Origin of the sequence: Amycolatopsis roodepoortensis (assembly GCF_024628825.1) — a bacterium.
Lineage (GTDB): Bacteria > Actinomycetota > Actinomycetes > Mycobacteriales > Pseudonocardiaceae > Amycolatopsis > Amycolatopsis roodepoortensis.
The window spans coordinates 2,029,355-2,055,641 of record NZ_CP102415.1 but is presented as its reverse complement, the minus strand read 5'-3'; the positions used below and the strand labels follow the sequence as shown (position 1 = coordinate 2,055,641).

Below are 26,287 nucleotides of genomic sequence, written 5' to 3'. Positions count from 1 at the left end.
TGCCCAGCCGGGCACAAACAGGGGCGCTGGGACGTTAACCAGCGGCACGAAGGACTCACGAGCCGCGCGCTCGCGGGTCCGGGCCAATCGACATCGAAAGCATCGCAGGGGTGAGGGACCAATGGCGACCGACTACGACGCTCCGCGCCGCAGCGAAGCCGACGAGCTGGCCGAAGACTCGTTGGAAGAGCTGAAGGCAAGGCGTAACGAAAACCAGTCCGGCGTCGTGGACGTCGACGAGGACGCGACCGCCGAGAACTTCGAGCTGCCGGGCGCGGACCTCTCCGGACTTTCCGGTGAGGACCTGACCGTCAAGGTCGTGCCCAAGCAGGCCGACGAGTTCACCTGCTCCGTCTGCTTCCTGGTGCACCACCGCAGCAGGCTGGCCGAGGAGAGTGGCGGACGGCTCATCTGCCGCGACTGCGCCTGAGCCTACGGGCACAGGGGACGGCGCGACAGGGGTTTCGGGGACTGAACAGGAATAAAGGGGGCCGACCGTCCGGTCGGCCCCCTTTCCTATGCCTGGGGCTTCGAGGCGGGGTGGCGCAGCAGCGCGGCCACCTTCTCCGGATGCCTGGTGCTGAACAGCCAGTGCGGCGTCGGGTCGTCGGGGTCGGTGAGCCAGACCCGCACGACCGGGCCGACCCAGCCCCGGTGCAGCACGAAGGCCGCCGGATCGGCGTCACGGCCGAGCGCCTTGCGCTTCGCCTCCTTGTCGATGACGTCCACGTCGCCGACGAACTTGAGCGGAAGGTGCGCGTCACGCAGCCACAGCTCCGGCTCGGCGCCGCCGGTCACCTTCACGCGGGACCGGCCGAGCGAGATCATCAGCGCGATCACCGCGGGGATCAGCACCACGTACGGCAGCCACCCGCGCAGCCCGGGATAGCCCATGTCGATCTCCGCCGCCAGCAGCCCGCCGCCCAGCAGCGGCAGCGGCCAGCCCCACCACGGGACGTAGAGCCGCTCTGAATGCTTGACGGCGCCGCCTTCGGCCGTGTTCACGCTTTCACCCACGCGTTCAGGGTAGTCTCGCCGCCCGTGTCCACCGTTCAGGTACTGCTTTCCCGGATCGATCCTTCGGTCCCCCTCCCCGCCTACGCGCGCCCCGGCGACGCGGGCGCCGACCTCGTCACCACCTCGGATCTCGTGCTCGCGCCCGGTGAACGCGGCGTGGTCGGCACGGGCGTCGCGATCGCGCTGCCGCCCGGATACGCGGGCTTCGTCCACCCGCGCTCGGGTCTCGCCGCCCGCGTCGGCCTCTCGGTCGTCAACACCCCGGGCACGATCGACTCCGGGTACCGCGGTGAGATCCGCGTCTGCCTGATCAACCATGATCTCTCCGAGAAGGTCGTGCTCACCCGCGGCGACCGGATCGCGCAACTGGTCGTGCAACGGGTCGAACAGGCCGAGTTCGTCGAGGTCGCCGAACTCGAGCCGTCCGAGCGCGGCGAGGGAGGGTATGGCTCCACGGGCGGACACGCCACACTGGGAGCCGGAGCCAGGGAAGGAACGGAGAACTAGTGGGGATTTTCGGACGCAAGCGCGCGAAGCCGACCGGACGGCACGCCGCGCCCGAGGTCGATGAGCGTCCCGTTGCCGAGGACACCGACGACGAGATCGAGTCGCAGCTGTCGGAGACCTCCGACGGCCCCTTCGACCTCGCCGACGCGCCCGACGACGGCATCCCGCGGATCGACCTCGGTTCGGTGAAGGTGCCGGTGCCCGACGGTTCCCAGGTCCAGGTCGAGATGGACCCGGAGAGCGGCGGTGTCCGCGCGGTGCACGTCGTCACCGAACAGGGCCAGATCACCGTCAGCGGTTACGCGGCGCCCCGGTCCGGCGGCCTGTGGAAGGACGTCAGCACCGAGCTCACCGAGCAGCTGCGCGCCGACGGGGCCAAGGTCTCGGTCGGCATGGGGGAGTGGGGGCTGGAGCTGTCCGCGATCGTCGGTGACGTCGCGCTGCGGTTCGTCGGGGTCGACGGCCCGCGCTGGATGCTCCGCGGCGTCATCGCCGGCCCGCAGTCGCAGGCGTCACAGGCGCCCGCCGTGCTGCGGGAGATCGTGCGGCACACCATCGTCGACCGCGGCGACGCGCCGATGCCGGTCCGCACCCCGCTGACCATCACGCTGCCCGACGCCGTCGCGCAGCACATCGCCGAGCAGCAGGGTTAAAGAACCCTCAGCCAGGCCAGGACGGTCGCCCGGCCCAGGGATTCCCGGTCCGCGCCGAGGGCGGTGAGCGTCGACTCGCCGACCTCGGCGCGCGGCAGGGCCTCCGCCCAGGCGCGGGCGACCTCCGCCGGATGGATCGGATCGTCGACGCACGCGCCGATCCCCGCAGGCACGTCGAGTGCCTTCAGTGCCTCCAGAGACGGGGCGGGATGGCCCGCGGCCGTCCGCAGGCTCGCCGCCAATCCGTCGCCGTGCCGCCGCCACGCGCGGCCGAGTTCAGCCGAAAGCCATTCCGGGACGCCGTCGGAGGATTTCGCCAGCGCGCCGTCGACCCCGTTTTCGGCCACCAGATCCGCTGAGAGCCGCGCGGCGAGCGACGCGGGTGCTCGCCCGGCAGGCCCGTTCCAGGCCGGGAGCGCGGCCAGCAGACCGGTGCAGCGGGCCGGATCGCGCACCGCCCACTCCGCCGACAGGTGCGCGCCGAACGAGATACCGCCGACGAGCAGCGGACCGTGCTCGTCGGCCAGCCTGTCGAGCTCGGCGAGATAGCCGTCCGCGAGCCGATCACCGGGAGGCGGCGGCGGGGCGATCAACCGGATGCCGAGCGCTCGCAGGGGACCGGCGAACACGGCGCGCACGAACACTTCGTCGGACCCGGTGCCGGGGAGCACTACTGCCGTCGTAGGCGGAATAGCGGAGGTCACGTTGCGATATTCCCCTAAACCCGTTCTCCTGGTCGGAGCACAGTTACGCTGGATTACGCACGGGCCGTTCAAGTCGGGGGCCCCGGAGCACAGGAGCACCGTTATGTCCGCCAAAGACGGCGGCTACTTCAGCCGGCTGGTCCGCAAGCTGACCAGCGACGTCGAGGATCTCGACGCCGACGATCTGTCCGAAAAATCCGAGGCCGGCGGAGCGCAGCGCGCCTGCGACTGCCGGTCGGGTCAAGAGGTGACGGTGCTCGGGAGACTCCGCAGCGTGGAGCTCTGCCCGACCAACGAGGCGGCGACGCTGCAGGCCGAGCTGTTCGACGGCACACAGGGTGTGACGCTAATCTGGCTCGGACGCCGCCGGATCCCCGGGATCGAACCCGGGCGAACCATCAAGGTGCGCGGCCGGATGGCCGAACGTGATGGTCAGAAGGTGCTGTACAACCCCTATTACGAACTTCAGAGCCCTGTGAGTTGATCCCGCATCGTGACTGAACCCGTCGGCGGCGAAGAGAAGACCGAAGACAAGAAGCCCCAGCCCACCCTGTTGGAACAGATGGGCGGGCTGTCCGGACTGTTCTATTCCTCGCTGCCGGTCATCGTGTTCGTGATCGCGAACGCGATCTTCGGGCTCACGGTGGGGATCTGGGCCGCGGTGGGCAGCGCGGTGGCGATCACCGTGCTGCGGATCGTGCGCAAGGAGCCGCTGCAGCCCGCGATCTCCGGCTTCTTCGGGGTCGCGATCGCGGCGTTCATCGCCTACCGGACCGGCTCGGCCAAGGGATTCTTCCTGTTCGGCATCTGGACGAGCCTGGTCTACTGCGGCGTCTTCGTGCTCTCGATCGTCGTCCGCTGGCCGCTCGCCGGCGTGGTGTGGAACGCGCTCAACGGCAGCGGCCACGCCTGGCGCAAGGACAAGAAGTCGCTGATCGCGTACTCGATCGCGACCGGTGCGATGGCGCTGATCTTCGGTGCCCGGTTCGTCGTGCAGCGCTGGCTCTACGACGAGGACTACACCGGCTGGCTGGCCTTCGCGAAGATCGCGATGGGCTACCCGCTGTACGCGCTCGGCCTGCTCACGGTCGTGTGGGCGGTGCGGCGGTCGGACAAGCACCTCAAGGCGCTCGCCGAAGAGGCCCCGCGCGAAGAGACCGACGAAGAGATCGAGGCGCGCCTGCGCGCGAAGTACGCGCAGGCGCCCGCCGTCGACAACTAATATCCCAGCGCGGTCCGGATCTCCGGTTCCACGTCCGAGGTCGCCACGAAGAGCAGCTCGTCGCCCGGCTCCAGCGGGTCTTCGGGCTGCGGCACGATCACGCGGTCCCCGCGCAGGATCGTCACCAGCGCGGCGTCACGCGGCAGGTTGATCTCGCTGACCGCCTTGCCCGCCAGCGGGGTCTCCTCCGGCAAGGTGAGTTCGACGAGGTTCGCCTGGCTCTGGCGGAACGTCATCAGCCGCACCAGATCGCCGACGCTCACGGCTTCCTCGACCATCGCCGCGAGCATCCGCGGGGTCGACACGGCGACGTCGACGCCCCAGGCGTCGTTGAACAGCCACTCGTTGGCCGGGTTGTTCACCCGCGCCACCACCCGGCGCACCGCGAACTCGGTCTTCGCCAGCAGCGAGACCACCAGGTTCGCCTTGTCGTCGCCGGTCGCGGCGATCACGACGTCGCACTCCTCGATCCCGGACTCCTCCAGGATCGACACCTCGCACGCGTCGCCGAGCACCCAGTCCGCCTGCTCCACGGTGTGCGGCTCGAACTGGTCGGCCTCACGTTCGATGAGCATCACCTGGTGCCGCCCGTCGATCAGCTCCGCGGCGATCGACCGGCCCACCGCGCCCGCCCCGGCAATCGCGACCCGCATCAGTTCTCCTCTTCCGGTTCGCGAGCGGCGACGGTGGTCACGTCGCTGACGGTGCCCGATTTCGCGGCGACGTACACGACGTCGTCGGCCTGGATCACGGCCTTGGTGTCGGGCAGCACCGCGGTGCCGAACCGCATGATGAACGCGACCCGCGCGCCGGTGGTGTCCTGCAGTTCGCGCACGCTGCGCCCGACCCAGCCCTCGTGGAGCGGGAGCTGCAGAAGCGCCACGCTGCCGGACGGGTCCCGCCAGACCGAGGCGACGCCGTCGGGGAGGAGGGTGCGCAGGAACCGGTCGGTCGTCCACGGCACGGTCGCCACGGTCGGGATGCCGAGCCGTTCGTAGACCGCCGCGCGTTTGTGGTCGTAGATCCTGGCGACGACCTTGTCGATGCCGAAGTTCTCCCTGGCCACCCGCGCCGAGATGATGTTGGAGTTGTCGCCGCTGGACACCGCCGCGAAAGCACCCGCGCGTTCGATCCCGGCCTCGATCAGCACCTGCCGGTCGAAGCCGACGCCGACCACCTGCTGACCGTGGAAATCACTGCCGAGCCGCCGGAACGCCTGCTGGGTCTTGTCGATGATGGCGACTTCGTGCCCCAGCCGCTCCAGCGCCGCGGCAAGGGATGCGCCGACCCGGCCGCATCCCATGATCACCACGTGCACGCCCTGCCTCCTTCGTCGTCGGACGTTCACCCGTCCGCAGGTACCCAGACATACCAGCGCCGAACCTACCGTGAGCACCGTTGGTTAGTCTTCCGTGGTGTCGAAGTTCCCGACCGTATTGAAGCGGCTCGTCCTCGGACGTCCATTCCGGAGTGACCGCCTCTCGCATACGCTGCTGCCGAAGCGCATCGCGCTGCCGATTTTCGCGTCCGACGCGTTGTCGAGCGTCGCCTACGCGCCTGAGGAGATCTTTCTGACCCTCAGCGTCGCCGGGTTGTCCGCGTACGCGTTCGCGCCGTGGATCGGCGTCGCCGTCGCGCTCGTCATGCTGGTCGTGGTCGCTTCCTACCGGCAGAACGTGCACGCCTATCCCAGCGGCGGCGGTGACTACGAAGTCGCCAACACCAATCTCGGCGGCAAATTCGGGCTCACCGTCGCCAGCGCGCTACTGGTCGACTACGTGCTCACCGTGGCGGTGTCGACGTCGTCCGGCGTGGCGAACATCGGTTCCGCCATTCCCTGGGTGGCGCAGCACAAGGTGATCGCCGCGGTCATCATCGTGGTCGTGCTGACCGCGCTGAATCTGCGCGGCGTGCGCGAATCGGGCAAAGCGTTCGCGATCCCGACCTACGGGTTCATCATCGGCATCCTCGGCATGGTGATCTGGGGGCTGATCGAGGCGGCCTCCGGTGCCGACATGCGGGCCGAGAGCGCGGATTTCCAGCTGCACGAAGAAGCCTCTTTGACCGGTTTCGCCTTTTTCTTCCTGTTGCTGCGCACGTTCTCCTCCGGTGCGGCGGCGCTGACCGGGGTCGAGGCGATCAGCAACGGTGTCCCGGCGTTCCAGAAGCCGAAGTCGAAGAACGCGGCGACCACCCTGCTGATGATGGGCGTGCTCGCGGTGACGATGCTGATCGGCATCATCACGCTGGCGATCATCACCGACGTCAAATTCGCCGAGCACCCGGAGACACAGCTCACCGGCACCCCGGCGGGCTACGAGCAGAAGACGATCGTCGCGCAGATCGCGCAGGCGGTGTTCGCCGACTTCACCCCCGCGTTCTACTACATCTCTTTCGCCACCGGCATCATCCTGCTGCTGGCCGCGAACACCGCGTTCAACGGTTTCCCGGTACTCGGCTCGATCCTCGCGCAGGACCGCTACCTGCCGCGTCAGCTGCACACCCGGGGCGACCGGCTGGCCTTCTCGAACGGCATCCTGTTCCTGTCGGCGTTCGCGCTGGTGCTGATCATCGCGTTCGACGCCGAGGTCACCAAGCTGATCCAGCTCTACATCGTGGGGGTGTTCGTCTCCTTCACGATCAGCCAGGCGGGCATGATCCGGCACTGGAACCGGCTGCTGGCCAGGGAAACCGATCCGGCGGTGCGGCGGCGGATGCGGCGTTCGCAGACGGTCAACGCGATCGGCCTCACCATGACCGGCACCGTGCTGATCATCGTGCTGGTCACGAAGTTCCTGCTCGGCGCCTGGATCGCGATCGCGGCGATGGTGGCGATCTACGTGCTGATGACCGCCATCCGGAAGCACTACGACCGGGTCGCCGAGGAATTGCGCGAGATGGACCGCAAACCGACTGTATTGCCTTCGCGCAACCACGCGATCGTGCTGATTTCGAAACTGCACCTGCCGACCCTGCGCGCCCTTTCCTACGCGAAGGCCGTGCGGCCGGATGTGCTGGAAGCCGTCACGGTGAACGTCGACGACGTCGAGACCCGCAAACTCGTCCAGGAATGGGACGACCACAATTTCAAGGTGCCGCTGAAGGTGATCGAATCGCCCTACCGCGAGATCACGAAACCGGTGCTGGACTACGTGAAGCGCGTCCGCGGCGACAACCCGCGCAACGTGGTGACCGTGTTCATCCCCGAGTACGTGGTCGGGCACTGGTGGGAGCAGGTCCTGCACAACCAGAGCGCCCTGCGTCTCAAGGGGCGACTGCTTTTCCAGCCCGGCGTCATGGTGACGAGCGTGCCGTGGCAGCTCGAATCGTCGGAGAAGGCGATCAAACGCGACCGGAAGGCCCGCCCGGCGGCGGGCGACGTGCGGCGCGGGTTCTCCCCGGTCGTCAAGCAACCCGAAAATACTAAGGACAAAGCAGAATGAGTGTGGACGCGTCGACCGGCACCTGGCTCGGACGAACCATCGAGCTGGAGGTCGGCGCTGTCGCGCACGGCGGCCACTGCGTCGCGCGGGCGGAGGGCCGGGTCGTGTTCGTGCGGCACGCGCTGCCCGGCGAGCGGGTCCTGGCCTCGGTCACGGAGGACAAGGGCGGCTCGTTCTGCCGCGCCGACGCCGTCGAGGTCCTGGAGGCGTCCCCGGAACGCGTGGAGCCGCCGTGCCCGCTCGCGGCGCCGGGGGAGTGCGGCGGCTGCGACTGGCAGCACGCCACGCCCGGGCATCAGCGTGAACTCAAGGCCGCGGTGGTCATGGAACAGCTGAAGAGGCTGGCCGGGATCGAGCGCGAGGTCGTCGTCGAAGAACTCGACGGCGGGCCGCTGGACTGGCGCAGCCGTGTCCGGCTCGTCGCGGGCAAGGACGGCAGGGCGGGTTTCCGTGCGCACCACAGTCACCGCGTGATCGCGATCGACGACTGCCCGATCACCGTCCCCGGCGCGCTCGACGACGTCGTGTCGCGGAAGTGGCGACCGGGCAGCGAAATCGAGGTCACCAAGGACGGCGAGGGACAGGTGCACCTTCGCGACCTGTCGACGGTCCACGGGAAGACCCGCTCGCGGCAGCTGGCCGGTGGTATTGCCGTGCAGCACGCCGCCGGCCGCGACTGGCGCCTGGACGCCCACGGCTTCTGGCAGGTCCACCCGGCCGCCGCGGAGGCGCTCGCCGCCGTCGTCGCGGAATGGGCGGAGGCGCCGCGTGACGGCGTGGCTTGGGACCTGTACGCCGGTGTCGGCCTCTTCGCGTCGGTGCTCGCCGAGCAGGTCGGCCCGCGTGGGCGCGTCCTCGCCGTCGAATCCGGCCGTCGTGCCGTCGCCGACGGCGAGGAGAACCTGGCCGACCTCCCGCAGGTCCGCTGGCGCTCCGGCAAGGTCGAGCAGCTGCTGGCCGACGCCCCGAAACCGGTCGACGTCGTCGTCCTCGACCCGCCGCGCAAGGGCGCGGGCAAGGCCGTCGTCGATTCCATTGTGGAGGGTTCGCCCGACCGGATCGTCTACGTGGCGTGCGACCCCGCCGCGCTGGCGCGGGACATCGCGCTGTTCGCCGGGCACGGCTACGGGCTGGTGGATCTGCGCGCCTTCGACGCTTTCCCGATGACGCACCACGTCGAATGCGTTGCGTTGCTGCAATAATTCAGGATTTGTAATCCGTCGGAATGGACTGGCTTCGTTCGGCTTGTCCGGGTGTCGTCGTGCTCGCTAGCGTGATTTCACGTGAACTATCTTACTTCGTTCTTTGGTTACTGTGGTGAAAAAGATTGTTCCGGCGGCGGGCACGGTGCGATCAGCGTCGTGGAGGGCTGATCAGTGGAGCCCTCGATGCTTCCTCCTGGTATCACGGCACAGGAGATCAATTACCGCAGTGGCCGGAAGCAAGTGATCTACACGGCGCCGTACCCGTCCGAGGGGCCGTTGCTCGCGCGCGATCTGCTGGGCAGGCAGGCGTGGATGTTCATGTACGCGCATTTCGTCTTCACCTGGGCGGAAGGCGCGGTCCAGGTGCAGGTCAGTCACGGAACCCTGAACGGGCCGAAGATGCCGCTGTGGAAGGGAATCAGTATTCCCGCGTATTGGTCGGGCCCCGCGCTGGCCGATTTCGGGCGGGCCTGGGCGCTGGAACAGATGACGGGAAATCGGGGGACTCCGGCGGCCGTTTACTTCGAGGAGTCCGAGTGGCCGACCCGGGGGTAGGGAAGGAGGCCTTCACTATGCCGCTGAGGTGGCTTGGGGAGGGCTCGTGGTCTGGATGTGTCGCGAAAGCCACTTTCGCGACGTGTGATGTCCCGACAGTGGCTTTCGCGACGTCACAGGTCAGCGGGGGAACTGCCGCTCAGTGAGTACGAGAATCCGGGCCGAACATGGGCGTGCCGAGGAGCCCGTCGCCGGTGCGGTCGGCGGGCTCCTCGGGCTTGGATCACGTCACGACGCGGTGGAGAGTGTTGCGCCGTGGCATCTGTAGCGGGTCGAGGTACTGGGGCGGCACGAACTCCGGTATCCCTTCGGGCGCCATTCGAACCTGCCAGTCACCATGGTGGATGAGCCGGTGGTGGAAGGAACAAAGCAGGACCAGGTTCCGCAGGTCGGTCGGGCCGCCGTCTGCCCAGTGCCGGATATGGTGGGCGTGACAGTGCTTCGGTGCCCGCTGGCAGCCGGGGAAAGCGCAGCCACCGTCGCGGATGTTCAGGGCCCGGCGTTGGCCGGGAGTGACGAAACGCTTCATCCGTCCGACATCGAGAGGCTCACCGGCGGCGCCGAGCACTACTGGGATCATCAAACAGTCGCAAGCGGCCATGCGGGCTTCGCGGGCAGTGATTTCCCCGACGAAGTCGAGGCACGCGGTCCCGAGCCCGGACTTCAAAGCTTCGAGACCGACGGTCACGTGCACCAGCGTGCGGTAGCCGGAGGTGCCCGGTTGGTCGGGGCAGGCGATGGCGAGGTCGAGAAGGTCGGCCCACGCGTCGCCTCGGCGCTGGGGCATGGTTCGGTGGTCGGCCTGCCCGAATTCGTCGAGCGGCCGCTTCGCACCGTAGGCGTCCAACGCGGCGGCGGTGCGGGCGCCGGTCTCGGGGTCGAGAAGGCCGGAGAGCTTCCAGAAGCCGTCCTTGCGGCGCTCGACGAACACCTCGCGCCGCGGCGGGGCCGGCTCGGGGTCTTTCGGCTCGTTCCCGTCGGGGTCAAGGTGGGCGAGCAGGTCGGCTCCGGCCCCGGCGATCTCTTTCGGCCCGGCGTTGCGGGCGAGGTCGGCGAGGATCTTCTCGGCCCCGGCTCGGTCCTCCATGGGCACGTCGGCGGGAATCTTGCGCAGGATCTCCAGGATCAGGTCGATGTGCTGCTCACCGATCGCGCCGTCGTCGGCCGCGGCGGCGGTCGCGGGCGCGAACACGGCGCCGTCGGCACCGACTTTCGGCGCGGGGTTCAAGGCCAGGGCCCGGTCCACCATGTCTTGCGCGTCGCCCCGGGAGATCCGGGCTACGTCGGCGAGCCACGACGCCACGCTCCCGTAGCCGTACAAGTCTTCCGCGCCCCGCGACTCGACCTCCGCGAGGTACTTCCCCAGCCCGGCGGAGGCCATCCGTATCACCCGCAGCAGGTGCGTCACGCCGTGGGCAAGCTCCAGCTTGCCGGCGCGCCACAGCTCCTGCGGCAGTTCGGGAATGGTCGTCTCGGGCACGTCTCCATATTACCGAAAAATGCCAAGGGAATCATGGGTAACTTTAAGCAATAATGGTAAGTGTGCATTTGCCACTGACGGGTGATTCGGATGCTGTGCGTCGTGACGCTCGCGCTTGGTGAACGTGGCTTCCGGCTGCTCTTGGCGCGGCGTTGCGAAAGCCACTTTCGCAACCTTCAACTGTGCGAAAGTGGCTTTCGCGACAGGTCACGAGCCCCACAAGATCAGCGTTTCAGGGTAAAGGTGAAGTCCCCGGACACTTTCCCGGTCAACCGCACCCCCGAAACCACCTTCCCCGCATCGATCAGCCTCTCGACTTCACCCCGCGAAAGACCGCACCCTTCGGCGATCAGCCGAGCGGGCCGGACGGGAATCGGTACCTCGAAACGAACCGAGACATCGCGAAGGTCCGAGTGACACGAGGAGCCGGTGTCGAGGCGCCAGGAGCCGTCCCAATCGAGGGCGATGCGGTTCCGGCGGAGCACGGCGGGATCCTGGAGCAGTTCGGCCGCCAACCCCAGGTCGTTCTCGTGCAGCCGGTCCAGCAACTCGGGCCGGACGGAGCGCACGTTCACCCGCTCCAGGATCGTGAGCTTCGCGGTGTCCCCGCACGCGACACAGCGCACGAGGAGCCAGACGTCGAGGAGTTTGTGGTTGGCGTTGACCCGGAATTTGCCGTTCGCCCGGAAACGCCCGGCAGGGCAGGAGCGGCAACGGCGGAGGACGACAGGCAGGCAGACGGGTACGACGACCCAGTTTTCGAGCACAGGAAATACACCCGTTCCAGTGAGAAATCCGCAGCAAAAGGAAGCGCGGCGCCCCAGGCGCGACGCGCGACGAAATCAGCGCTCGGCAGGTCTCACAGGGTGTACAACGGCAGGCCTCCGGCTCGGCGACGTGGTCCGGCAGCAAGGTAATGGCCCGGCAGCGCCCGCTCCACCGGTTTTCCGGGCAAGAAGAAGGCCCCCTGGCCGAAACCAGGGGGCCGGACGAGCGAAGCTAGGAGCGCGCGTCCTCCTTCAGCATGTCCGCGCACTTCTCACCGATCGCCATCGTCGTGATGCACGGGTTCACCGCGACCAGGAACGGCATCGCCGAACCGTCGGCGACCCGCAGGCCCTCGACGCCTCGCACGCGCAGACGCGCGTCCAGCACCGCCATCGGGTCGTCGTCGCCGCCCATCTTCGCGGTGCACGAGGGGTGATAGACCGTGTTGTGCGTCTTGCGCAGGTAGTCCGCGATCTCGTCGTCGGTCTTGACGTCCTTGCCGGGCGCCAGTTCCGTGCCGACCCATTCGTCCAGCGCGGGCTGCTCGGCGATCTTGCGCGCCAGTTTGATGCCGTAGGTCATCACGCGCATGTCGTGCTCGTCGGTGAAGTACCGCGGGTCCACCTTCGGCTTGTCCCGGTAGTCGCGGCTGCGCAGCCGCACCGTCCCGGTCGACCGTGACCGCGTGACGTTCGGGGTCAGGCAGAAGCCGTTCTCCGTGGTCGGATACCCCTGCCGGAGGGTGTTCATGTCGAACGGCACCGAGCCGTAGTGGAACATCAGGTCCGGCCGGTCGAGACCCTCCTCGGTGGTGGTGAAGATGCCGATCTCCCACCATTGCGTGGATTCGGTGGTCATCGGCTGCAGCGCGTCCCACTGGATGACGCCTTCGGGGTGATCCTGCAGGTTCTCGCCGACGCCGGGGGAGTCGACCAGCACGTCCACGCCGACCTCGCGCAAGTGTTCGGCGGGGCCGATTCCGGACAGCATCAGGAGTTTCGGCGTGTCGATCGCGCCCGACGAAAGAATCACCTCGCGTCGCGCCCGCAGCGGGACACCGTGGATCAGGTCGTCGGCCAGGTATTCCGCGCCGGTGCAGCGTTTGCCGTCGAACAGCAGCCGCCGGACGCGGGCACCGGTGATGATCTCCAGGTTCGGCCGCTTGCCGATGATCGGGTGCAGGTACGACACCGACGCCGACGACCGCGTGCCGTCCTCGCGCGCGTTGATCTGGAACCAGTTCGCCCCGTGCGTGACGGTCTTGCCCGAGTTGAACTCCGTCCTCGGGATGCCCGCCTGCTCGCAGGCCTGCAGTAGCGCGACACCGGTCGGGTCGTTCGGCGGCACCGAGCGGATGGTCACCGGGCCGGAGCGGCCGTGGTGGTCACCGGGGCCGTCGTTGGTCTCAAGACGTTTGTACAGCGGGAAAATGTCCTTCGCGGCCCAGCCGGGCAGGCCGAGCGACGCCCATTCGTCGAGGTCTTCCGCCGGTGCCCAGAACGCGATGCACGAGTTGTGCGACGAGCAGCCGCCGAGCACTCGCGCGCGAGCGTGGCGCAGGAAGGAGTTGCCGGACTCCTGCGGCTCGACCAGGTAGTCCCAGTCGTAGCCGGATTCCAGCAGCGCCATCCACTTCGTCAGTTCCAGCACCGCTGGATCGTCCACATCGGACGGTCCGGCTTCGAGGAGCGCCACGGTGACGTCCGGATCTTCCGAGAGTCTCGCCGCGACCACCGAACCCGCCGTCCCGCCGCCGACGACGATGTAGTCGAACTCTCCGGTCACTGTGCTGCCTCCTCGGGAAGTGCTTCCGCGGCGTGGTCGGCCAGGACGCCGCTCTTGTGCCGCAGGACGAACCAGTAATACGCGAAACCGACGACCGCCACCGCGCCGACGAACAGCACGGCCCCCCATTCGAGGTACCAGTGATACGGCTCGGTCGCGTTGTAGACCTCACGCCGCGGCCAGGCCAGGTTCACCACGATCGCGCCGCCCCACAGCACGCCGAGGATGTTGACCGGCAGCCCCAGTTTGCCGAGCGAGAAGTACTTGGTGCCCTCCACCTTCGGCGGTGGCCACTGCCCGCGCAGCCGCTTGACCAGCATCGGGATGGTGACCAGCAGGTACGCCAGGTAGATCATGATGATGCCGATACTGGTGATCACCGTGAAGATCTGCGGCTGGCCGACGTTGACCACCAGGATCAGCACCGCGATGACGCCGGACACGATCGCGGGGATCACGGGCGTCTTGGTCTTCGGCGACACCCTCGCCAGGTGTTTCCCGGCGGGCAGGTTGTTGTCGCGGCCCATCGCGAACATCATCCGGATCGACGCCGACTGCACGGCCAGGTTGCACACGGTGATGGCCACGACGACCGCGAGCAGGAAGATCGTGCCGATCGTGCTGCCGAGGACGTCCAGCACGATGAACTGCAGGCCGCCGGTGGCGATCTCGGGGTTGTTGATGTCGCCGACGGCCATCAGCGCGAGGATCAGGATCAGCCCGCCGATGACGAACGACGCGATCAGCGCGCGCAGGATCGCCTTGGGCGCGTTCCTGCGCGGGTCGTGGGATTCCTCACCGAGCGAGCTGGCGGTGTCGAAGCCGTACATGACGTAGGTCGACGCGAGCGACGCGACCAGGAACGCCCCGAAATAGCCCCACGGCTGGTCGGCGCCGGTGTTGTTGGTCTGCATGACGACCTCGGGGCCCCGCGTGATGTTCACCGCGAGCGCGACGATCAGCAGGACCGCGGCGATCAGTTCGATGAACACCCCGGCGCTGTTGATCCGCGCCATCAGCTTGACGCCCCAGGCGTTCACCAGCGTCGTGAACACGATCAGCGCCGTACCGAGGATGACCGCGTTCACCGCGCTGTCGCCCGAGAAGGAGAAGAACGACGAGATCTGGGGGAGGGTGATCTGGTAGGCCAGCGCGACCGCGGCGATGCTGACGATCGACGCGGTCAGCATCATCCACCCGGCCATCCAGGCGACGTGCGGGCTGCCGAGCCGTTTCGACCAGTTGTAGATCGAACCGGCGACCGGATAGTGCGCGGCCAGTTCGGCGAACGACAGCGCGACCATCAGCTGGCCGGCGAACACCATCGGCCACGACCACCAGTACGCCGGCCCGCCGAAACTGAAGCCGAAGTAGAACAGCTGGAAGGTCCCCGTCAGGATCGAGATGTAGCTGATCCCGGCGGCGAAGGTGTGGAAATTGCCGAGCGTTCTTTCGAGTTCCTGTTTGTAGCCGAAACCGGCGAGGCCGTCATCGGAAGGATTGCTCATCGGCAATTTCCCCTCTTTAGTTGGACGCGGGCTCCCCGGAGAACCAGCGCTGTGGAGCGGGCCGGAGGTTCTGGTAGATGTGCTTCGCCTCCGTGTACTCGGCGAGCCCGGTCGGGCCGAGTTCGCGCCCGAAGCCGGACTGCTTGTAGCCGCCCCATTCCGCCTGCGGCAGGTACGGGTGGAAGTCGTTGATCCAGATCGTGCCGTGCCGCAGCCGGTTCGCGACCCGCTGCGCGCGGGAGGCGTCCGAGGTGAACACCGCGCCGGCGAGGCCGTAGTGGGTGTCGTTGGCGATGCGGACGGCGTCGTCCTCGTCGGTGAAGGTCTCGACGGTGAGCACCGGACCGAACGATTCGTCGACGACGGCGCTGCTGCCCTGCTTCACGTTGTCGAGGATGGTCGGCAGGTAGTAGTGCCCCTTCGCGAGCTCGCGATCGTCGGGGCGTTTGCCGCCGGTGCGCAGGACGGCGCCCTCTTCGAGCGCCGCGGCGACGTAGCGTTCGATCTTTTCCAAATGGGCGGCCGAGATCAGCGGACCGGTTTCAGCCTTCGGGTCGAAAGGTCCACCCAGTCGGATCAGCTCGGCGCGGCGGACGAGTTCGTCGACGAACCTGTCGTGCCACTCCTCCTGGACGATCAGCCGCGCACCCGCCGAGCAGACCTGCCCGGAGTGCAGGAACACCGCGGTCAGCGCGTAGTCGACGGCGGTCTCGAAGTCCGAGTCGGCGAAGACGACGTTCGGGTTCTTGCCGCCCAGCTCCAGCGCGACCTTCTTGATGGTCGCGGCGGCGGACGCGGCGATGATCTTGCCGGTCGCGAGGCCGCCGGTGAACGACACGAGGTCGACGTCCGGGTGTTCCGAAAGCGGCGCTCCGGCCTGGGCGCCGGCGCCGAGCACCAGGTTCGCGACGCCGCCGGGGAGCCCGGCCTCGGTCAGCAGCTTCATCAGCATGATCGAGGTGTGCGGGGTCAGCTCGCTGGGCTTGAGGACGAACGTGTTGCCCGCCGCGAGCGCGGGGGCGACCTTCCAGATGGTCTGCAGGAGCGGGTAGTTCCACGGCGTGATCAGTCCGCAGACGCCGACCGGCTCGTGCACGATGCGGCTGAACGCGTCCGGGTTGCCGGTGTCGACGACGCGGCCGGCGTCGTTCGCGGCGAGCTTGCCGAAGTACCGCAGGCACGCGGCGATGTCGGCCATGTCGTATTCGCTCTCGACCAGCCGTTTCCCGGTGTCGAGTGATTCGGCGCGGGCGAAGGCGGCGGCGTCCCGGTCGAGCAGGTCGGCGGCCTTCAGCAGCAGGTCACCGCGCTGCGGGGCGGGCGTCTGCGGCCACGGGCCGGTGTCGAACGCCTTCCTCGCGGCGGCGATGGCCGCTTCGGTGTCCTCGCGGGTGCCTTCGGCGACTTCCGCGACCAGCGACCCGTCCGCGGGGCAGCGGATTTCCCGGCGACCACCGCCGACCGCGTCGACCCACTCGCCACCGATGAAAAAGTCCGCCATCAAGCCCTCCGAACCGGCTTCTGCTCAACCGTCGATCAGCGATTATCGCGGCCACCCGACGTGACCGCTACTTGGCAAAAGAGACCATGTTCACACCTTCGGGTGTCGAGTGGTGATTTTCTGACATGTGACCCGTGACGCGGCGGACGGAAGACTCTCAGGCGTCCTCCGTAGACTGGTCGGAACGGCGGAAGAGGAACCAGGCGAGGTGGGAGAGTGACGTTGCTCGAGTCCGTGCACGGACCGGCCGACTTGAAGCGGATGAACCAGGAGCAGCTCGACGAGCTGGCCGCGGAGATCCGGGACTTCCTCGTCGAAAAGGTGCGGCTCGCCGGTGGTCACCTCGGCCCGAACCTGGGTGTGGTCGAGCTGACGATGGCGCTGCACCGCGTCTTCGACTCGCCCAGCGATGCCATCGTGTGGGACGTCGGTCACCAGGCGTACGTGCACAAGATCGTCACCGGCCGTCATGACGGCTTCGGCAAGCTGCGCCAGCTCGGCGGCCTCACCGGCTACCCGGCGCGCTGCGAGAGCGAGCACGACCTCGTCGAGAACAGCCACGCCTCGACCGCGCTGTCCTATGTGGACGGTCTGGCGAAGGCGTTCGAGCTCGAAGGCGGTGGCAGGCACGCGATCGCCGTCGTCGGCGACGGCGCGCTGACCGGCGGCATGTGCTGGGAGGCGCTCAACAACATCGCCGCGAACCCGCGCCGGCCGGTCGTCATCGTCATCAACGACAACGGCCGCTCGTACTCGCCGACCATCGGCGGCGTCGCGGACCACCTCGCGTCGCTGCGGCTCAAGCCCGGCTACGAGCGCGTGCTGGACCGCGGCAAGGAACTGCTGCGGCACACGCCCGTCGTCGGCAAGCCGATCTACGCGGCGCTGCACGCGGCGAAGGCGGGGCTCAAGGACGCGCTGAGCCCGCAGATGATGTTCTCCGACCTCGGCCTCAAGTACCTCGGGCCGGTCGACGGGCACGACCTCGTCGCGCTGGAGAAGGCGTTCCAGAGCGCCCGCGACTTCGGCGGCGCCGTCATCGTCCACGTGGTCACCGAGAAGGGGCACGGTTACGAGCCCGCGGTGACCAACCAGGCCGACCAGATGCACCAGACCGACCCGATCGACCCGGAAACCGGCCTGCCGCCGGTCAAGGGCCCGAGCTGGACCGGCGTCTTCGCCGACGAACTGGTGAAGATCGGCGCCGACCGCGAGGACGTCGTCGCGATCACCGCGGCCATGCTGCGCTCGACCGGGCTGCACAAGTTCGCCGAGGCGTACCCGGACCGCTGGTACGACGTCGGGATCGCCGAGCAGCACGCCGTGACCTCGGCCGCCGGGCTCGCGATGGGCGGCAAGCACCCCGTCGTCGCCGTGTACTCGACCTTCCTGAACCGCGCGTTCGACCAGGTCCTGATGGACGTCGCGCTGCACCGGCAGCCCGTGACGCTGGTGCTGGACCGCGCGGGCATCACCGGCCCGGACGGGCCCAGCCACCACGGCATGTGGGACCTCTCGCTGCTCGGCATGGTGCCGGGTATGCGGGTCGCCGCCCCGCGTGACGCCGGAACGCTGCGCGAGGAACTGCGGGAGGCCGTCGCGGTCGAGGACGGGCCGACGGCGCTGCGGTTCTCCAAGGGCGGCGTGGTCGATTCGGTGCCCGCCGTGGAACGCGTCGGCACCGTGGACGTGCTGCGCAAGCCCGCCGGTGAAGCCGACGTCCTGCTGGTCGCCGTGGGCGCGTTCGCGCTGCTCGGGCTCGCGGCCGCGGACCGGCTGGCCGACCAGGGCATCGGCGTGACCGTGGTGGACCCGCGCTGGGTCGTCCCGGCCCCCGCCGAGCTGGTGGCGCTGGCCGAGCAGCACAAGCTCGTCGTGACCGTCGAGGACAGCGGGCGGCACGGTGGCTTCGGCTCCGCGCTGGCGGCGCTGTTCCGCGACGCCGAATGCGATGTGCCGCTGCGCGATCTCGCGGTGCCGCAGGTGTTCCACGACCACGGTTCGCGCGAGGAGGTGCTGGCCCGCGTCGGGCTCACCGCGCAGGACGTGGCGCGGCGGGTGACGGAGTGGTCGGCGAAGCTGGCGAGCCGGACGCCGGCGCCGGAGGACACGCGGCGCTGACAAGTGTCCGGCGCGCGTGTGGTGGTCGCTGAAGCTACGGCCTCGCGTCAGGCAGTGCCTCTCCGCTGGAGAGAGGTCGGTGACCGTGTGGATTTCTGGTCGTCAGATGACCAAAAATCCACACGGTCCGGCGAGACAGTCACTGTCACGACCAGGTGTGGGGAAATAGGGACACTCAACGTCCCTATTTCCACACAGCTTTAGGCCCGCCAGACGGTGCCCCGCCGCTCGTACTCCAGCACCACTTCGGTCCGCTGAGCCGCCTTCGCGCCCAAGAAGCGCTCCACGAGCCACAGCGATACCTCAAGACCCGCGGTGATTCCGCCGCCGGTGATCAGATCCCCGTCGTCGACGACGCGCGCATCGATCACTTTCGCGCCCTGCGTGGCCAGATCCGCCTTCGCGCCGTGGTGCGTCGTCGCGTTGCGGCCCTTCGTCAGGCCGGCGGCGGACAGCACCATGCTGCCGGTGCAGATCCCGACGGGCAGCGCCCGCGACGCGGCGAGGCGCCGCAGAAAGCCCTGATCGGCGGTGAGCCGGTGCACCCCGGGCCCGTTGCGGTCGGTGTAGCCGCCGCCGGGCACCACGAGGACGTCGGCCTCGCCGGGCGACCAGGGACGCGGGACGTCGACGACGGTGCCGTAGGTGCATTTCACGGATCCGGGCCGTCCCGCGGAAACCAGCGAGGTGACCACGGCGCCGCCGGTGAGTTTCCCGGCCAGGCCCAGAACCTCGACGGGCGCGACGAAATCCTGTTCCTCCACGCCGTCGAACATCAGGATCTGCACCCGTAGCGGGGCGGCGGCGGAAGCGGCGGGCGCGGTGACGCCCACCAGGCCGGCGGACAAGGCTGAAGCACGTAAGAACGTACGACGCTGCATACCCAGTGGTCGCGCGAAAAGGGGCTCAGGTTCCCACGATCCGGCCGACCGCGCGGACGACGAGGTCGCGGGTCGCGGTGGGGGAGGAGAACCCGAGGATCGACAGGTGCACGACGAGGCTCAGCAGTTCCTCGGCGTCGAAGTGGTCCGGCACGGTGCCCGCGCGTTGCGCCTCCCGGATCGCGGCGACCTTGTCCGCGTGCGCCCGGACCTCGGCCTCCGGCGTCGCGTCGAAGCCGTTCTCCAGTCGAAGCCAGCCCATGAGCCGCAGGAGGTGGGGGTGTTCGAGGTAGCGGTCGAACAGCTTGCCCGCGTAGCCGGGCAGGTCCTCGGGGGTGATCGTGAGCGTCCGGATGGCGAGGTCGACCTGCTCCTGGATGACCATCTCGAACAGGTATTCCTTGCTGCAGAAATAGGCGTAGATCAGCGCCTTGTTGGCGCCCGCGTTCTTCGCGATGCGATCCACCCTGGCGCCGGCGATGCCGTACGTGGCGAACTCGGTCGTCGCCGCGTCCAGCAGTTTCCGCTTGGTCGCTTCCTTGTCCCTGACCATGTGACCCAGTCTAACTAACCGGTTGGTTGACATCCAGTCGGGCCGCGTGGCAACCTGAATTGGCAACCAACCGGTTAGTTAGGAGATGGGCATGAAGGTCGCACTGGTCACGGGCGCTTCGGCGGGCATCGGCGAGGCCACGGCGCTCGCGCTGCACGAAGCGGGCTACACGGTCTACGGCGCCGCGAGGCGCGTCGAGCGGATGGCGGGGCTGGCCGAACGCGGCATCAAGATCCTCGGGATGGACGTCACCGACGACGCGTCGATGGTCGCGGGGGTCGAGCGGATCATCGAGGAGTCGGGCCGCATCGACGTCCTGGTCAACAATGCGGGATACGGCTCGTACGGCGCCTTCGAGGATGTGCCGCTCTCGGAAGGGAAGTACCAGTTCGAAGTCAACCTGTTCGGGCTCGCGCGGCTCGTCCAGCTGACCACGCCGCATATGCGCGCCCAGGGCTCGGGCAGGATCGTGAACATCTCGTCGATCGGCGGCAAGATCTACGAACCGCTCGGCGGCTGGTACCACTCGACGAAGTTCGCGGTCGAAGGACTCAGCGACTCACTGCGGCTGGAGCTCAAACCGTTCGGCATCGACGTCGTGGTGGTCGAACCCGGTGCCATCAGGACCGAATGGGGCGGTATCGTCATCGAGAACCTGATGAAGACCTCGGGCGACACCGCCTACGCGCCGCAGGCCAAGGCGCTGGCGAAGTTCTTCGACCAGACCGCGCGCGCCTCCCATCCGAAGGTGATCGCCGACGTGATCCTGAAGGCCGTCCGGGCCCGGCGCCCGAAGATCCGCTACGCCGCCGGTTTCGGGGCGAAGCCGATCCTGTTCGTGCGCCGGGTGCTCCCGGATCGTGCCTTCGACGCGCTGTTCCTCGGGGCGCTGCGCCGTTTCGCCTAAACGGCGACGGCCGGTTCCGCGACGGGCTCGGCGTACGAGTAGACCTCGGGCGGTTCGGGGAAGAGCTTCACCAGCACGGGATACGCGATCGCCGCCGTGCACAGCGTCACCACCATGCTGATGTCGACGCCGCCCGCGATGTCCTTGAACGGCCCGGCGATCATCGGGGTGTTGGCGGTCAGCAGGCCCAGCGTCGTCGCCGGGATCCACGCCGCCATCGCCCGCCAGTTCACCCCGCGGGTGAACCAGTAGCGCCCGCCCTTGCGGCCCTGGTTGAACACCTGGAGGTCGTCCGGGTCGTAGAACCCGCGCCGCAGCACGAAACCGATCATCATGATCACCATCCACGGCGAGGTGCACAGCACGATCAGCGTGGCGAAGGCGTTGATGCTGGAGACCATGTCCAGCACGAAATTGCCGACGAAGATGAACACCACACTGAGCGAGCCGATCAGCAGCGTCGCCTGCACGCGGCTGAGCTTCACGAAGATCGAGCTGAAATCCAGCCCGGTCCCGTAGAGCGACGTCGTGCCGGTCGACAGCCCGCCGATCAGCGCGACCACGATCAGCGGGATCGCGTACCAGAGCGGGGAGATCGCGGTCAGGCCCGTGATGTAGTCGGCCGGATCCGCGACCAGCGTCGCGGTGGCGATGCCGAACCCGAACGGCAGCAACGTCGCCACCTGCGCCAGGAACGGCGCGGCCAGCAGGGAACGGCGGCTGTGGCGCGCGGGGATGTAGCGCGTCCAGTCGCCGAGGAAGGCGCCGAACGAGATCGGGTTCGCCATCGTGGTGAGCGCGGCCAGGATCCACGTCGGCCAGAAGTCACCGAGCGCGTAGGTGCCGGTGCCGGCGAACCCGGGGTCGAAAGTGCCGCCGTAGGCCACGATGCCGAGCAGCATGATCGCCGTGCCCAGCACCACGGCGACCCGGTTCACCAGCAGCATGAACCGGTAGCCGTAGATGCACACCACCAGCGTGGCGATCGCGATGACGCCGTACGCGACGCCGCGCAGCACTTCGCCGCCGTCGAAGCCGAAAAGCCGTTGTGCCGCACCGGCGACGGCGTCGCCGCTCACCCAGACCGAGATGGCGAAGAACGTGATCGCCGTCAGCAGGGAGAGGAAGGAGCCGACACAACGGCCGACGACGCCGAAGTGCGCGCCGGAGGAGACGGCGTTGTTGGTCCGGGTGAGCGGGCCGAACAACGACATCGGCGACAGCACGAGCGCGCCGACGACCACGCCGGCGACGGTGGCCGCGACCGCCGCCCAGAAGCTCAGGCCGAAGGCGATCGGGAGCGTCCCGAGGATGATGGTGGCGAAGGTGTTCGCGCCGCCGAACGCCATCCGGAACAGGTCGCGCGGGCGCGACGTCTGCTCCTCCGGCGGGATCGGCGCGATGCCGTGCTGCTCGACTTCGGTGACCTTGTCACCCATGGGGACCTCCGGTACGGCTTCAGGCGAAGCGGGTCATGACGTGCTTCACGCGGGTGTACTCGGCGAAGGAGTAGGACGAGAGGTCCTTCCCGTGGCCCGAGTGCCCGAAGCCGCCATGGGGCATTTCCGAGACCAGCGGCCCGTGGGTGTTGACCCAGACGCAGCCGAAGTCGAGTTCGCCCGAAACGCGGGTCGCGCGTGACAGGTCGTTGGTCCAGATCGACGACGCGAGCCCGTACGGGACGCCGTTGGCCAGGCGCACCGCCTCGTCCTCGTCCACAAAGGACTGGACGGTGATCACCGGGCCGAAGATCTCCTCCTGCACGATCTCGTCGTCCTGCTTCAGGCCCGAGATCACGGTCGGGGAGAAGAAGAAACCGCGGTCACCGGCGGGTACGCCGCCGGTCTCCACGCGGGCGTGCGACGGCAGCCGCTCGACGAGCCCGCGGACCCGGCCGAACTGGGCCTCGCTGTTGAGCGGGCCGAAGTCCGTGCCGGGCTGCTGCGTGGCGGCGGCCTTGGTCAGCTCCGCGACGAACTCGTCGTGGATCGCCGCGTCCACCAGTACGCGGCTGCCCGCGGTGCAGTCCTGCCCGGCGTTGTAGAACGCCGCCCCGACGATGCCCTCGGCCGCCTCGGCGAGGTTCACGTCGCCGAAGACCAGCAGCGGCGCGTTGCCGCCGAGTTCGAGGTGCGTGCGCTTGAGGTCGGCCGCCGCGACGGTGGCGACGTCGATCCCGGCGCGGGTCGAGCCGGTGATCGACACCAGCTCGGTGATCGGGTGCTTCACCAGCGCGCGGCCGGTGTCGCGGTCGCCGCACAGCACGTTGAACGCGCCCTGCGGCAGGAACTCCGCCGCCACCTTCGCCAGCAGCACGGCCGTCGACGGCGTGGTCTCCGCGGGCTTCAGCACGACGGTGTTGCCCGCGGCCAGCGCGGGAGCGATCTTCCAGACACCCATCATCAGCGGATAGTTCCAGGGCGCGATCTGCGCGCAGACGCCGACCGGCTCGCGGCGGATCGCGGACGTGTGGCCGGGCAGGTACTCCCCGGACGCGGTGCCTTCGAGTTGCCGCGCCGCACCGGCGAAGAACCGCAGCGCGCTGACGCACTCCGGGATCTCCTCGTCCAGCACGACGGCGCGGATCTTGCCGGTCTCGCGGATTTCGAGCTCGGCGAACTCCTCCGCGCGGGCCTCCACCGCGTCGGCGATCTTCAGCAGCGCGAGCTGGCGCTGGGCGGGAGTGCTCTTGCGCCACACCTTGAACGCCCGCTCGGCGGCCGCCAGCGCGGCGTCCACATCGGACTGTTCGGACAGGACGCTGGTGCCGAAGACCTCACCGGTGGCGGGATCCACCAGGTCGAGCGTCCGCGAGCCCGCCGCCGGTACCTCGGCGCCGTCGACGAAATTCAGGACCTGAGTCATTTCTTCTCCAGGTGGGTCGGCTCGAACATCTTCAGCAGGGCGGGGAGGACGACCAGCGACGGACCGGGGGTGCCGAGGGCTTCGGCGAGATCCTTCCCGACGGTGTCCAAAGAGGACACCGTGGCCGGGACGCCGAAGGACTGTGCCAACGCGGCGAAATCGGGCCGCGCGAGTTCGGTGGCCGTGGACTGGCCGAACGCGCCGGTCAGGTACTCGCGCAGGATGCCGTAGCCGCCGTCGTCGATGACGAGCCACGTCACGTCCAGCCCGTGCTGGACCGCCGTGGCCAGCTCCGCGATGCCGTACATCGCGCCGCCGTCGCCGGACACCGCCAGCGTCGGGCCGCCGGTCGCCGCCGCGCCGCCGAGCGCGCCGGGCAGACCGTAACCGAGCCCGCCCGCGCCCTGCGCGGTGTGGATCGGCGCGCCCTCGGGGTTCCACGCCGACCAGGCCCAATAGGCCGCGATCGTCATGTCCCAGAACGTCTGTGTGCCCGCCGGGATCACCGCACGGATGTCGTCGATCAGCTTGCGCTCGGCTTCGAGGGCCTGGCCGTCGAGACGTTCGCGCACCTTGGCCAGCAGATCCGCGACCGCCTTCTCGGCGACGCCGTCGCTCGGGCGGAACGGAACCTGCTCCAGAAGCCCTTGCAGGGCAAGCCGGACGTCGGCGTGGATACCCAGGGCCGGGTAGTTCGACTCCAGCTTCCCGAGATCGGCCTCGATCTGGATCAGCCGGCCGCGCGGGGCGAATTCGCGATAGTTGCTGGACAGCTCGCCGAGCCCGGAACCCAGCACCAGCAGCACGTCCGCGGCCGACAGGAACTCGGTGCTGTGCCAGTCTTCGAGCCACGACCGGCCGGACAGCTCGTGGTCCCAGCCGAACACGCCCTTGCCACCGAACGTCGACAGCACCGGCGCGCGCAGCGCCTCCGCGAGCGCCTTGAGTTCCGCCTGCGCGCCGGAGCGCAGCGCGCCGCCGCCCGCGAGGATCACCGGATTCTTCGCCGCGCCAAGGAGATCCGCGGCTTCGGTGATCAGCTCCGGCAAGGGCTCCAGCGGTGCGGGCCGTGCCGTCACCGACGTGATCCGCGGCAGATCGGCGGGTGCCAGCAGGATGTCCTGCGGGATCTCGACCCACACCGGGCCGTACGGCGCGGTCGCCGCCGACTCCCAGGCCTCGCGCAATGCCGTCGGGATCTGGCTGACGGTGCGCACCACGTGCACCGACTTCACCACATCGCGGAAACTGGCCTGCTGGTCGGGCAGTTCGTGCAGGTACCCGTGCCGTCCACCGCCGAGCCCGGCGACCGGGATCTGGCTGGAGATCCCGAGCACTGGCACCGACGCCGCCCGGGATTCCTGCAAGGAAGCCAAAGTCAGCAACGCGCCGGGGCCGGTCGACACGATCATCGGCGTCACCGGGACCGGGCCCTCGGGATTCGCCGCGAGCCGGGCCCGGGCGTGCCCGTCGGCCGCGAACGCCAGGTTGTTCTCCACCCGCGAGCTGACGACGCGCAGGTCGTCCGTGCGCCGCAGCGCTTCGAACAGGCCGAGCGCGTGCTGGCCCGGCAGGCCGAAGACGGTGTCCGCGCCGAGCGCGTGGAGGGTTTCGACGACTACGTCGCCGCCTATCCGTTCAGTGCTGGTCATGCGCCCTTCCCCAAACTGAGCAGGCTCACCAGGTCGTAGGCGACGTGGGAAGCCGCGATGGCGGTGATCTCGGCATGATCGTAAGCCGGGGCCAGCTCCACCACATCGGCTCCGACGAGGTTGCAGTCCCGCAGCCCGCGCAGGATCTCCAGCAGTTCGCGGCTGGTCATTCCGCCCGCTTCCGGGGTCCCGGTGCCCGGCGCGTGCGCGGGGTCGAGCACGTCGATGTCGACCGAGATGTAGAGCGGGCGGCCGCCGATGCGCTGGCGCAGCGCGTCGACGGTCTCGGCGACCCCGCGGCGCATGACGTCGCCGGAGGTGACGATGCCGAATCCGAGGCGGCGGTCCTCTTCCAGATCCCGCTTGCCGTACAGCGGGCCGCGCGTGCCGACGTGGGACAGCGCTTCGGTGTCGAGGAGGCCTTCCTCGGACGCCCGCCGGAACGGGGTGCCGTGGGTGTACGGCTCGCCGAAGTAGGTGTCCCAGGTGTCGAGGTGCGCGTCGAAGTGCAGCAGTGCCACCGGTCCGTGCTTCTTCGCCGCCGCCCGCAGCAGCGGCAGCGCGATCGTGTGGTCGCCGCCGACGGTCACCAGGCGCGTCCCGTTCGCGGTCAGCGCCTCGGCCTCGCTCTGCAGCGTTTCGATCGCTTCGCCGATGTTGAACGGGTTGAGCGCGATGTCACCGGCGTCGACCACCTGCGTTTCGGCGAACGGGGAAACGTCGAGTTCCGGGTGGTACGGGCGAAGGAGGCGGCTGGCCTCACGCAGCGCCGCCGGGCCGAACCGCGCGCCGGGGCGGTAGGACACCCCGGCGTCGAACGGCACCCCGACGACGGCGACGTCGGCGTGCTCGACCTGATCGATCCGCGGCAGCCTCGCGAAGGTCGCGAAACCGGCGAACCGGGGCACCCTCGAAGAGTCGACGGGTCCGATCGGGGTCTGCTCAGGCACTGTGTCTCCT

At 68.7% G+C, this 26,287-nt stretch carries 25 protein-coding genes; 10 read left to right on the top strand and 15 right to left on the bottom strand.

The features are described from left to right. The first annotated feature begins 121 nt into the window (after window positions 1-121). The gene (locus tag NQK81_RS09410; RefSeq protein WP_005164528.1) at window positions 122-430 is read left to right on the top strand and encodes a DUF4193 domain-containing protein; all 309 of its coding nucleotides are present in this window, start codon (window positions 122-124) and stop codon (window positions 428-430) included. 86 nt (window positions 431-516) lie between these two features. On the opposite strand, the gene NQK81_RS09405 is transcribed toward NQK81_RS09410, so the two are convergent. Further along, entirely contained in the window at window positions 517-1,017 is a 501-nt protein-coding gene (locus NQK81_RS09405; protein ID WP_257487893.1) for a DUF3093 domain-containing protein, read from the bottom strand. A 24-nt stretch (window positions 1,018-1,041) separates the two neighbouring features. Between NQK81_RS09405 and dut the strand changes: the two genes are divergently transcribed. Continuing rightward, complete coding sequence (gene dut / locus NQK81_RS09400; RefSeq protein WP_007033571.1) at window positions 1,042-1,524, top strand: dUTP diphosphatase; 483 nt, start codon at window positions 1,042-1,044, stop codon at window positions 1,522-1,524. Then, a complete protein-coding gene (locus NQK81_RS09395) occupies window positions 1,524-2,177 on the top strand; it encodes a DUF3710 domain-containing protein (RefSeq protein WP_257487892.1) in 654 nt (217 codons plus the stop codon). The genes dut and NQK81_RS09395 overlap by 1 nt, the downstream gene beginning before the upstream one ends. Here the strand turns inward: NQK81_RS09395 and NQK81_RS09390 are convergent. Continuing rightward, entirely contained in the window at window positions 2,174-2,881 is a 708-nt protein-coding gene (locus NQK81_RS09390; protein WP_257487891.1) for an alpha/beta fold hydrolase, read from the bottom strand. The two genes, NQK81_RS09395 and NQK81_RS09390, sit on opposite strands and share 4 nt — an antisense overlap. 103 nt (window positions 2,882-2,984) lie before the next feature. Between NQK81_RS09390 and NQK81_RS09385 the strand changes: the two genes are divergently transcribed. Both NQK81_RS09385 and NQK81_RS09380 read left to right on the top strand, forming a co-directional pair. Then, window positions 2,985-3,365, top strand: a complete 381-nt coding sequence (locus NQK81_RS09385; RefSeq protein ID WP_034316985.1) for an OB-fold nucleic acid binding domain-containing protein — start codon at window positions 2,985-2,987, stop codon at window positions 3,363-3,365. 9 nt (window positions 3,366-3,374) lie between these two features. Next, a complete protein-coding gene (locus NQK81_RS09380; RefSeq protein WP_126731527.1) occupies window positions 3,375-4,103 on the top strand; it encodes a DUF3159 domain-containing protein in 729 nt (242 codons plus the stop codon). On the opposite strand, the gene NQK81_RS09375 is transcribed toward NQK81_RS09380, so the two are convergent. Both NQK81_RS09375 and NQK81_RS09370 read right to left on the bottom strand, forming a co-directional pair. Then, on the bottom strand, window positions 4,100-4,756 hold the full coding sequence (locus NQK81_RS09375) for a potassium channel family protein (protein ID WP_016332961.1): 657 nt from the start codon (window positions 4,754-4,756) through the stop codon (window positions 4,100-4,102). The two genes, NQK81_RS09380 and NQK81_RS09375, sit on opposite strands and share 4 nt — an antisense overlap. After that, a complete protein-coding gene (locus NQK81_RS09370) occupies window positions 4,756-5,421 on the bottom strand; it encodes a potassium channel family protein (RefSeq protein WP_257487890.1) in 666 nt (221 codons plus the stop codon). The genes NQK81_RS09375 and NQK81_RS09370 overlap by 1 nt, the downstream gene beginning before the upstream one ends. A gap of 97 nt (window positions 5,422-5,518) precedes the next feature. Between NQK81_RS09370 and NQK81_RS09365 the strand changes: the two genes are divergently transcribed. From NQK81_RS09365 to NQK81_RS09355, 3 genes are all read left to right on the top strand, one after another. Next, window positions 5,519-7,546: an APC family permease gene (locus NQK81_RS09365; protein WP_185927008.1), complete on the top strand. Its 2,028-nt coding sequence runs from the start codon at window positions 5,519-5,521 to the stop codon at window positions 7,544-7,546. Next, window positions 7,543-8,748 (top strand): class I SAM-dependent RNA methyltransferase, encoded by a 1,206-nt coding sequence (locus tag NQK81_RS09360; RefSeq protein ID WP_257487889.1) that lies wholly within the window; start codon window positions 7,543-7,545, stop codon window positions 8,746-8,748. Before NQK81_RS09365 ends, NQK81_RS09360 begins: the two co-directional genes overlap by 4 nt. Window positions 8,749-8,934: 186 nt before the next feature. Beyond that, complete coding sequence (locus NQK81_RS09355; RefSeq protein WP_257487888.1) at window positions 8,935-9,306, top strand: hypothetical protein; 372 nt, start codon at window positions 8,935-8,937, stop codon at window positions 9,304-9,306. Window positions 9,307-9,529: 223 nt separating this feature from the next. On the opposite strand, the gene NQK81_RS09350 is transcribed toward NQK81_RS09355, so the two are convergent. From NQK81_RS09350 to NQK81_RS09330, 5 genes are all read right to left on the bottom strand, one after another. Continuing rightward, window positions 9,530-10,786 (bottom strand): HNH endonuclease signature motif containing protein, encoded by a 1,257-nt coding sequence (locus tag NQK81_RS09350; RefSeq protein WP_257487887.1) that lies wholly within the window; start codon window positions 10,784-10,786, stop codon window positions 9,530-9,532. 224 nt (window positions 10,787-11,010) lie between these two features. Beyond that, window positions 11,011-11,553: a DUF1062 domain-containing protein gene (locus tag NQK81_RS09345; RefSeq protein ID WP_257487886.1), complete on the bottom strand. Its 543-nt coding sequence runs from the start codon at window positions 11,551-11,553 to the stop codon at window positions 11,011-11,013. A 232-nt stretch (window positions 11,554-11,785) separates the two neighbouring features. Next, a complete protein-coding gene (locus NQK81_RS09340; protein WP_257487885.1) occupies window positions 11,786-13,339 on the bottom strand; it encodes a GMC family oxidoreductase in 1,554 nt (517 codons plus the stop codon). Then, complete coding sequence (locus NQK81_RS09335) at window positions 13,336-14,847, bottom strand: APC family permease (RefSeq protein ID WP_257487884.1); 1,512 nt, start codon at window positions 14,845-14,847, stop codon at window positions 13,336-13,338. Before NQK81_RS09335 ends, NQK81_RS09340 begins: the two co-directional genes overlap by 4 nt. 16 nt (window positions 14,848-14,863) lie before the next feature. Next, on the bottom strand, window positions 14,864-16,348 hold the full coding sequence (locus NQK81_RS09330) for an aldehyde dehydrogenase family protein (protein ID WP_257487883.1): 1,485 nt from the start codon (window positions 16,346-16,348) through the stop codon (window positions 14,864-14,866). Window positions 16,349-16,564: 216 nt separating this feature from the next. Here NQK81_RS09330 and dxs point away from each other — a divergent pair, with 216 nt between their 5' ends. After that, window positions 16,565-18,469, top strand: a complete 1,905-nt coding sequence (dxs, locus tag NQK81_RS09325) for a 1-deoxy-D-xylulose-5-phosphate synthase (protein ID WP_257487882.1) — start codon at window positions 16,565-16,567, stop codon at window positions 18,467-18,469. Between the two features lie 200 nt (window positions 18,470-18,669). On the opposite strand, the gene NQK81_RS09320 is transcribed toward dxs, so the two are convergent. Together NQK81_RS09320 and NQK81_RS09315 are read right to left on the bottom strand one after the other, a co-directional pair. After that, window positions 18,670-19,317 (bottom strand): DJ-1/PfpI family protein, encoded by a 648-nt coding sequence (locus tag NQK81_RS09320; protein WP_257487881.1) that lies wholly within the window; start codon window positions 19,315-19,317, stop codon window positions 18,670-18,672. 58 nt (window positions 19,318-19,375) lie between these two features. Further along, the gene (locus NQK81_RS09315) at window positions 19,376-19,903 is read right to left on the bottom strand and encodes a TetR/AcrR family transcriptional regulator (RefSeq protein ID WP_126731543.1); all 528 of its coding nucleotides are present in this window, start codon (window positions 19,901-19,903) and stop codon (window positions 19,376-19,378) included. A 91-nt stretch (window positions 19,904-19,994) separates the two neighbouring features. Between NQK81_RS09315 and NQK81_RS09310 the strand changes: the two genes are divergently transcribed. Further along, window positions 19,995-20,810, top strand: a complete 816-nt coding sequence (locus NQK81_RS09310) for an oxidoreductase (protein ID WP_257487880.1) — start codon at window positions 19,995-19,997, stop codon at window positions 20,808-20,810. On the opposite strand, the gene NQK81_RS09305 is transcribed toward NQK81_RS09310, so the two are convergent. The 4 genes from NQK81_RS09305 to speB are packed head-to-tail and all read right to left on the bottom strand — an operon-like array spanning window position 20,807 to window position 26,277. Then, window positions 20,807-22,249, bottom strand: a complete 1,443-nt coding sequence (locus NQK81_RS09305) for a purine-cytosine permease family protein (protein WP_257487879.1) — start codon at window positions 22,247-22,249, stop codon at window positions 20,807-20,809. The genes NQK81_RS09310 and NQK81_RS09305 overlap by 4 nt on opposite strands. 19 nt (window positions 22,250-22,268) lie before the next feature. Then, window positions 22,269-23,675, bottom strand: a complete 1,407-nt coding sequence (locus tag NQK81_RS09300) for an aminobutyraldehyde dehydrogenase (RefSeq protein ID WP_257487878.1) — start codon at window positions 23,673-23,675, stop codon at window positions 22,269-22,271. Beyond that, complete coding sequence (locus NQK81_RS09295; protein ID WP_257487877.1) at window positions 23,672-25,327, bottom strand: thiamine pyrophosphate-binding protein; 1,656 nt, start codon at window positions 25,325-25,327, stop codon at window positions 23,672-23,674. Before NQK81_RS09295 ends, NQK81_RS09300 begins: the two co-directional genes overlap by 4 nt. Beyond that, window positions 25,324-26,277: an agmatinase gene (gene speB / locus NQK81_RS09290; protein ID WP_034318045.1), complete on the bottom strand. Its 954-nt coding sequence runs from the start codon at window positions 26,275-26,277 to the stop codon at window positions 25,324-25,326. The genes NQK81_RS09295 and speB overlap by 4 nt, the downstream gene beginning before the upstream one ends. Between the last annotated feature and the right edge of the window lie 10 nt (window positions 26,278-26,287).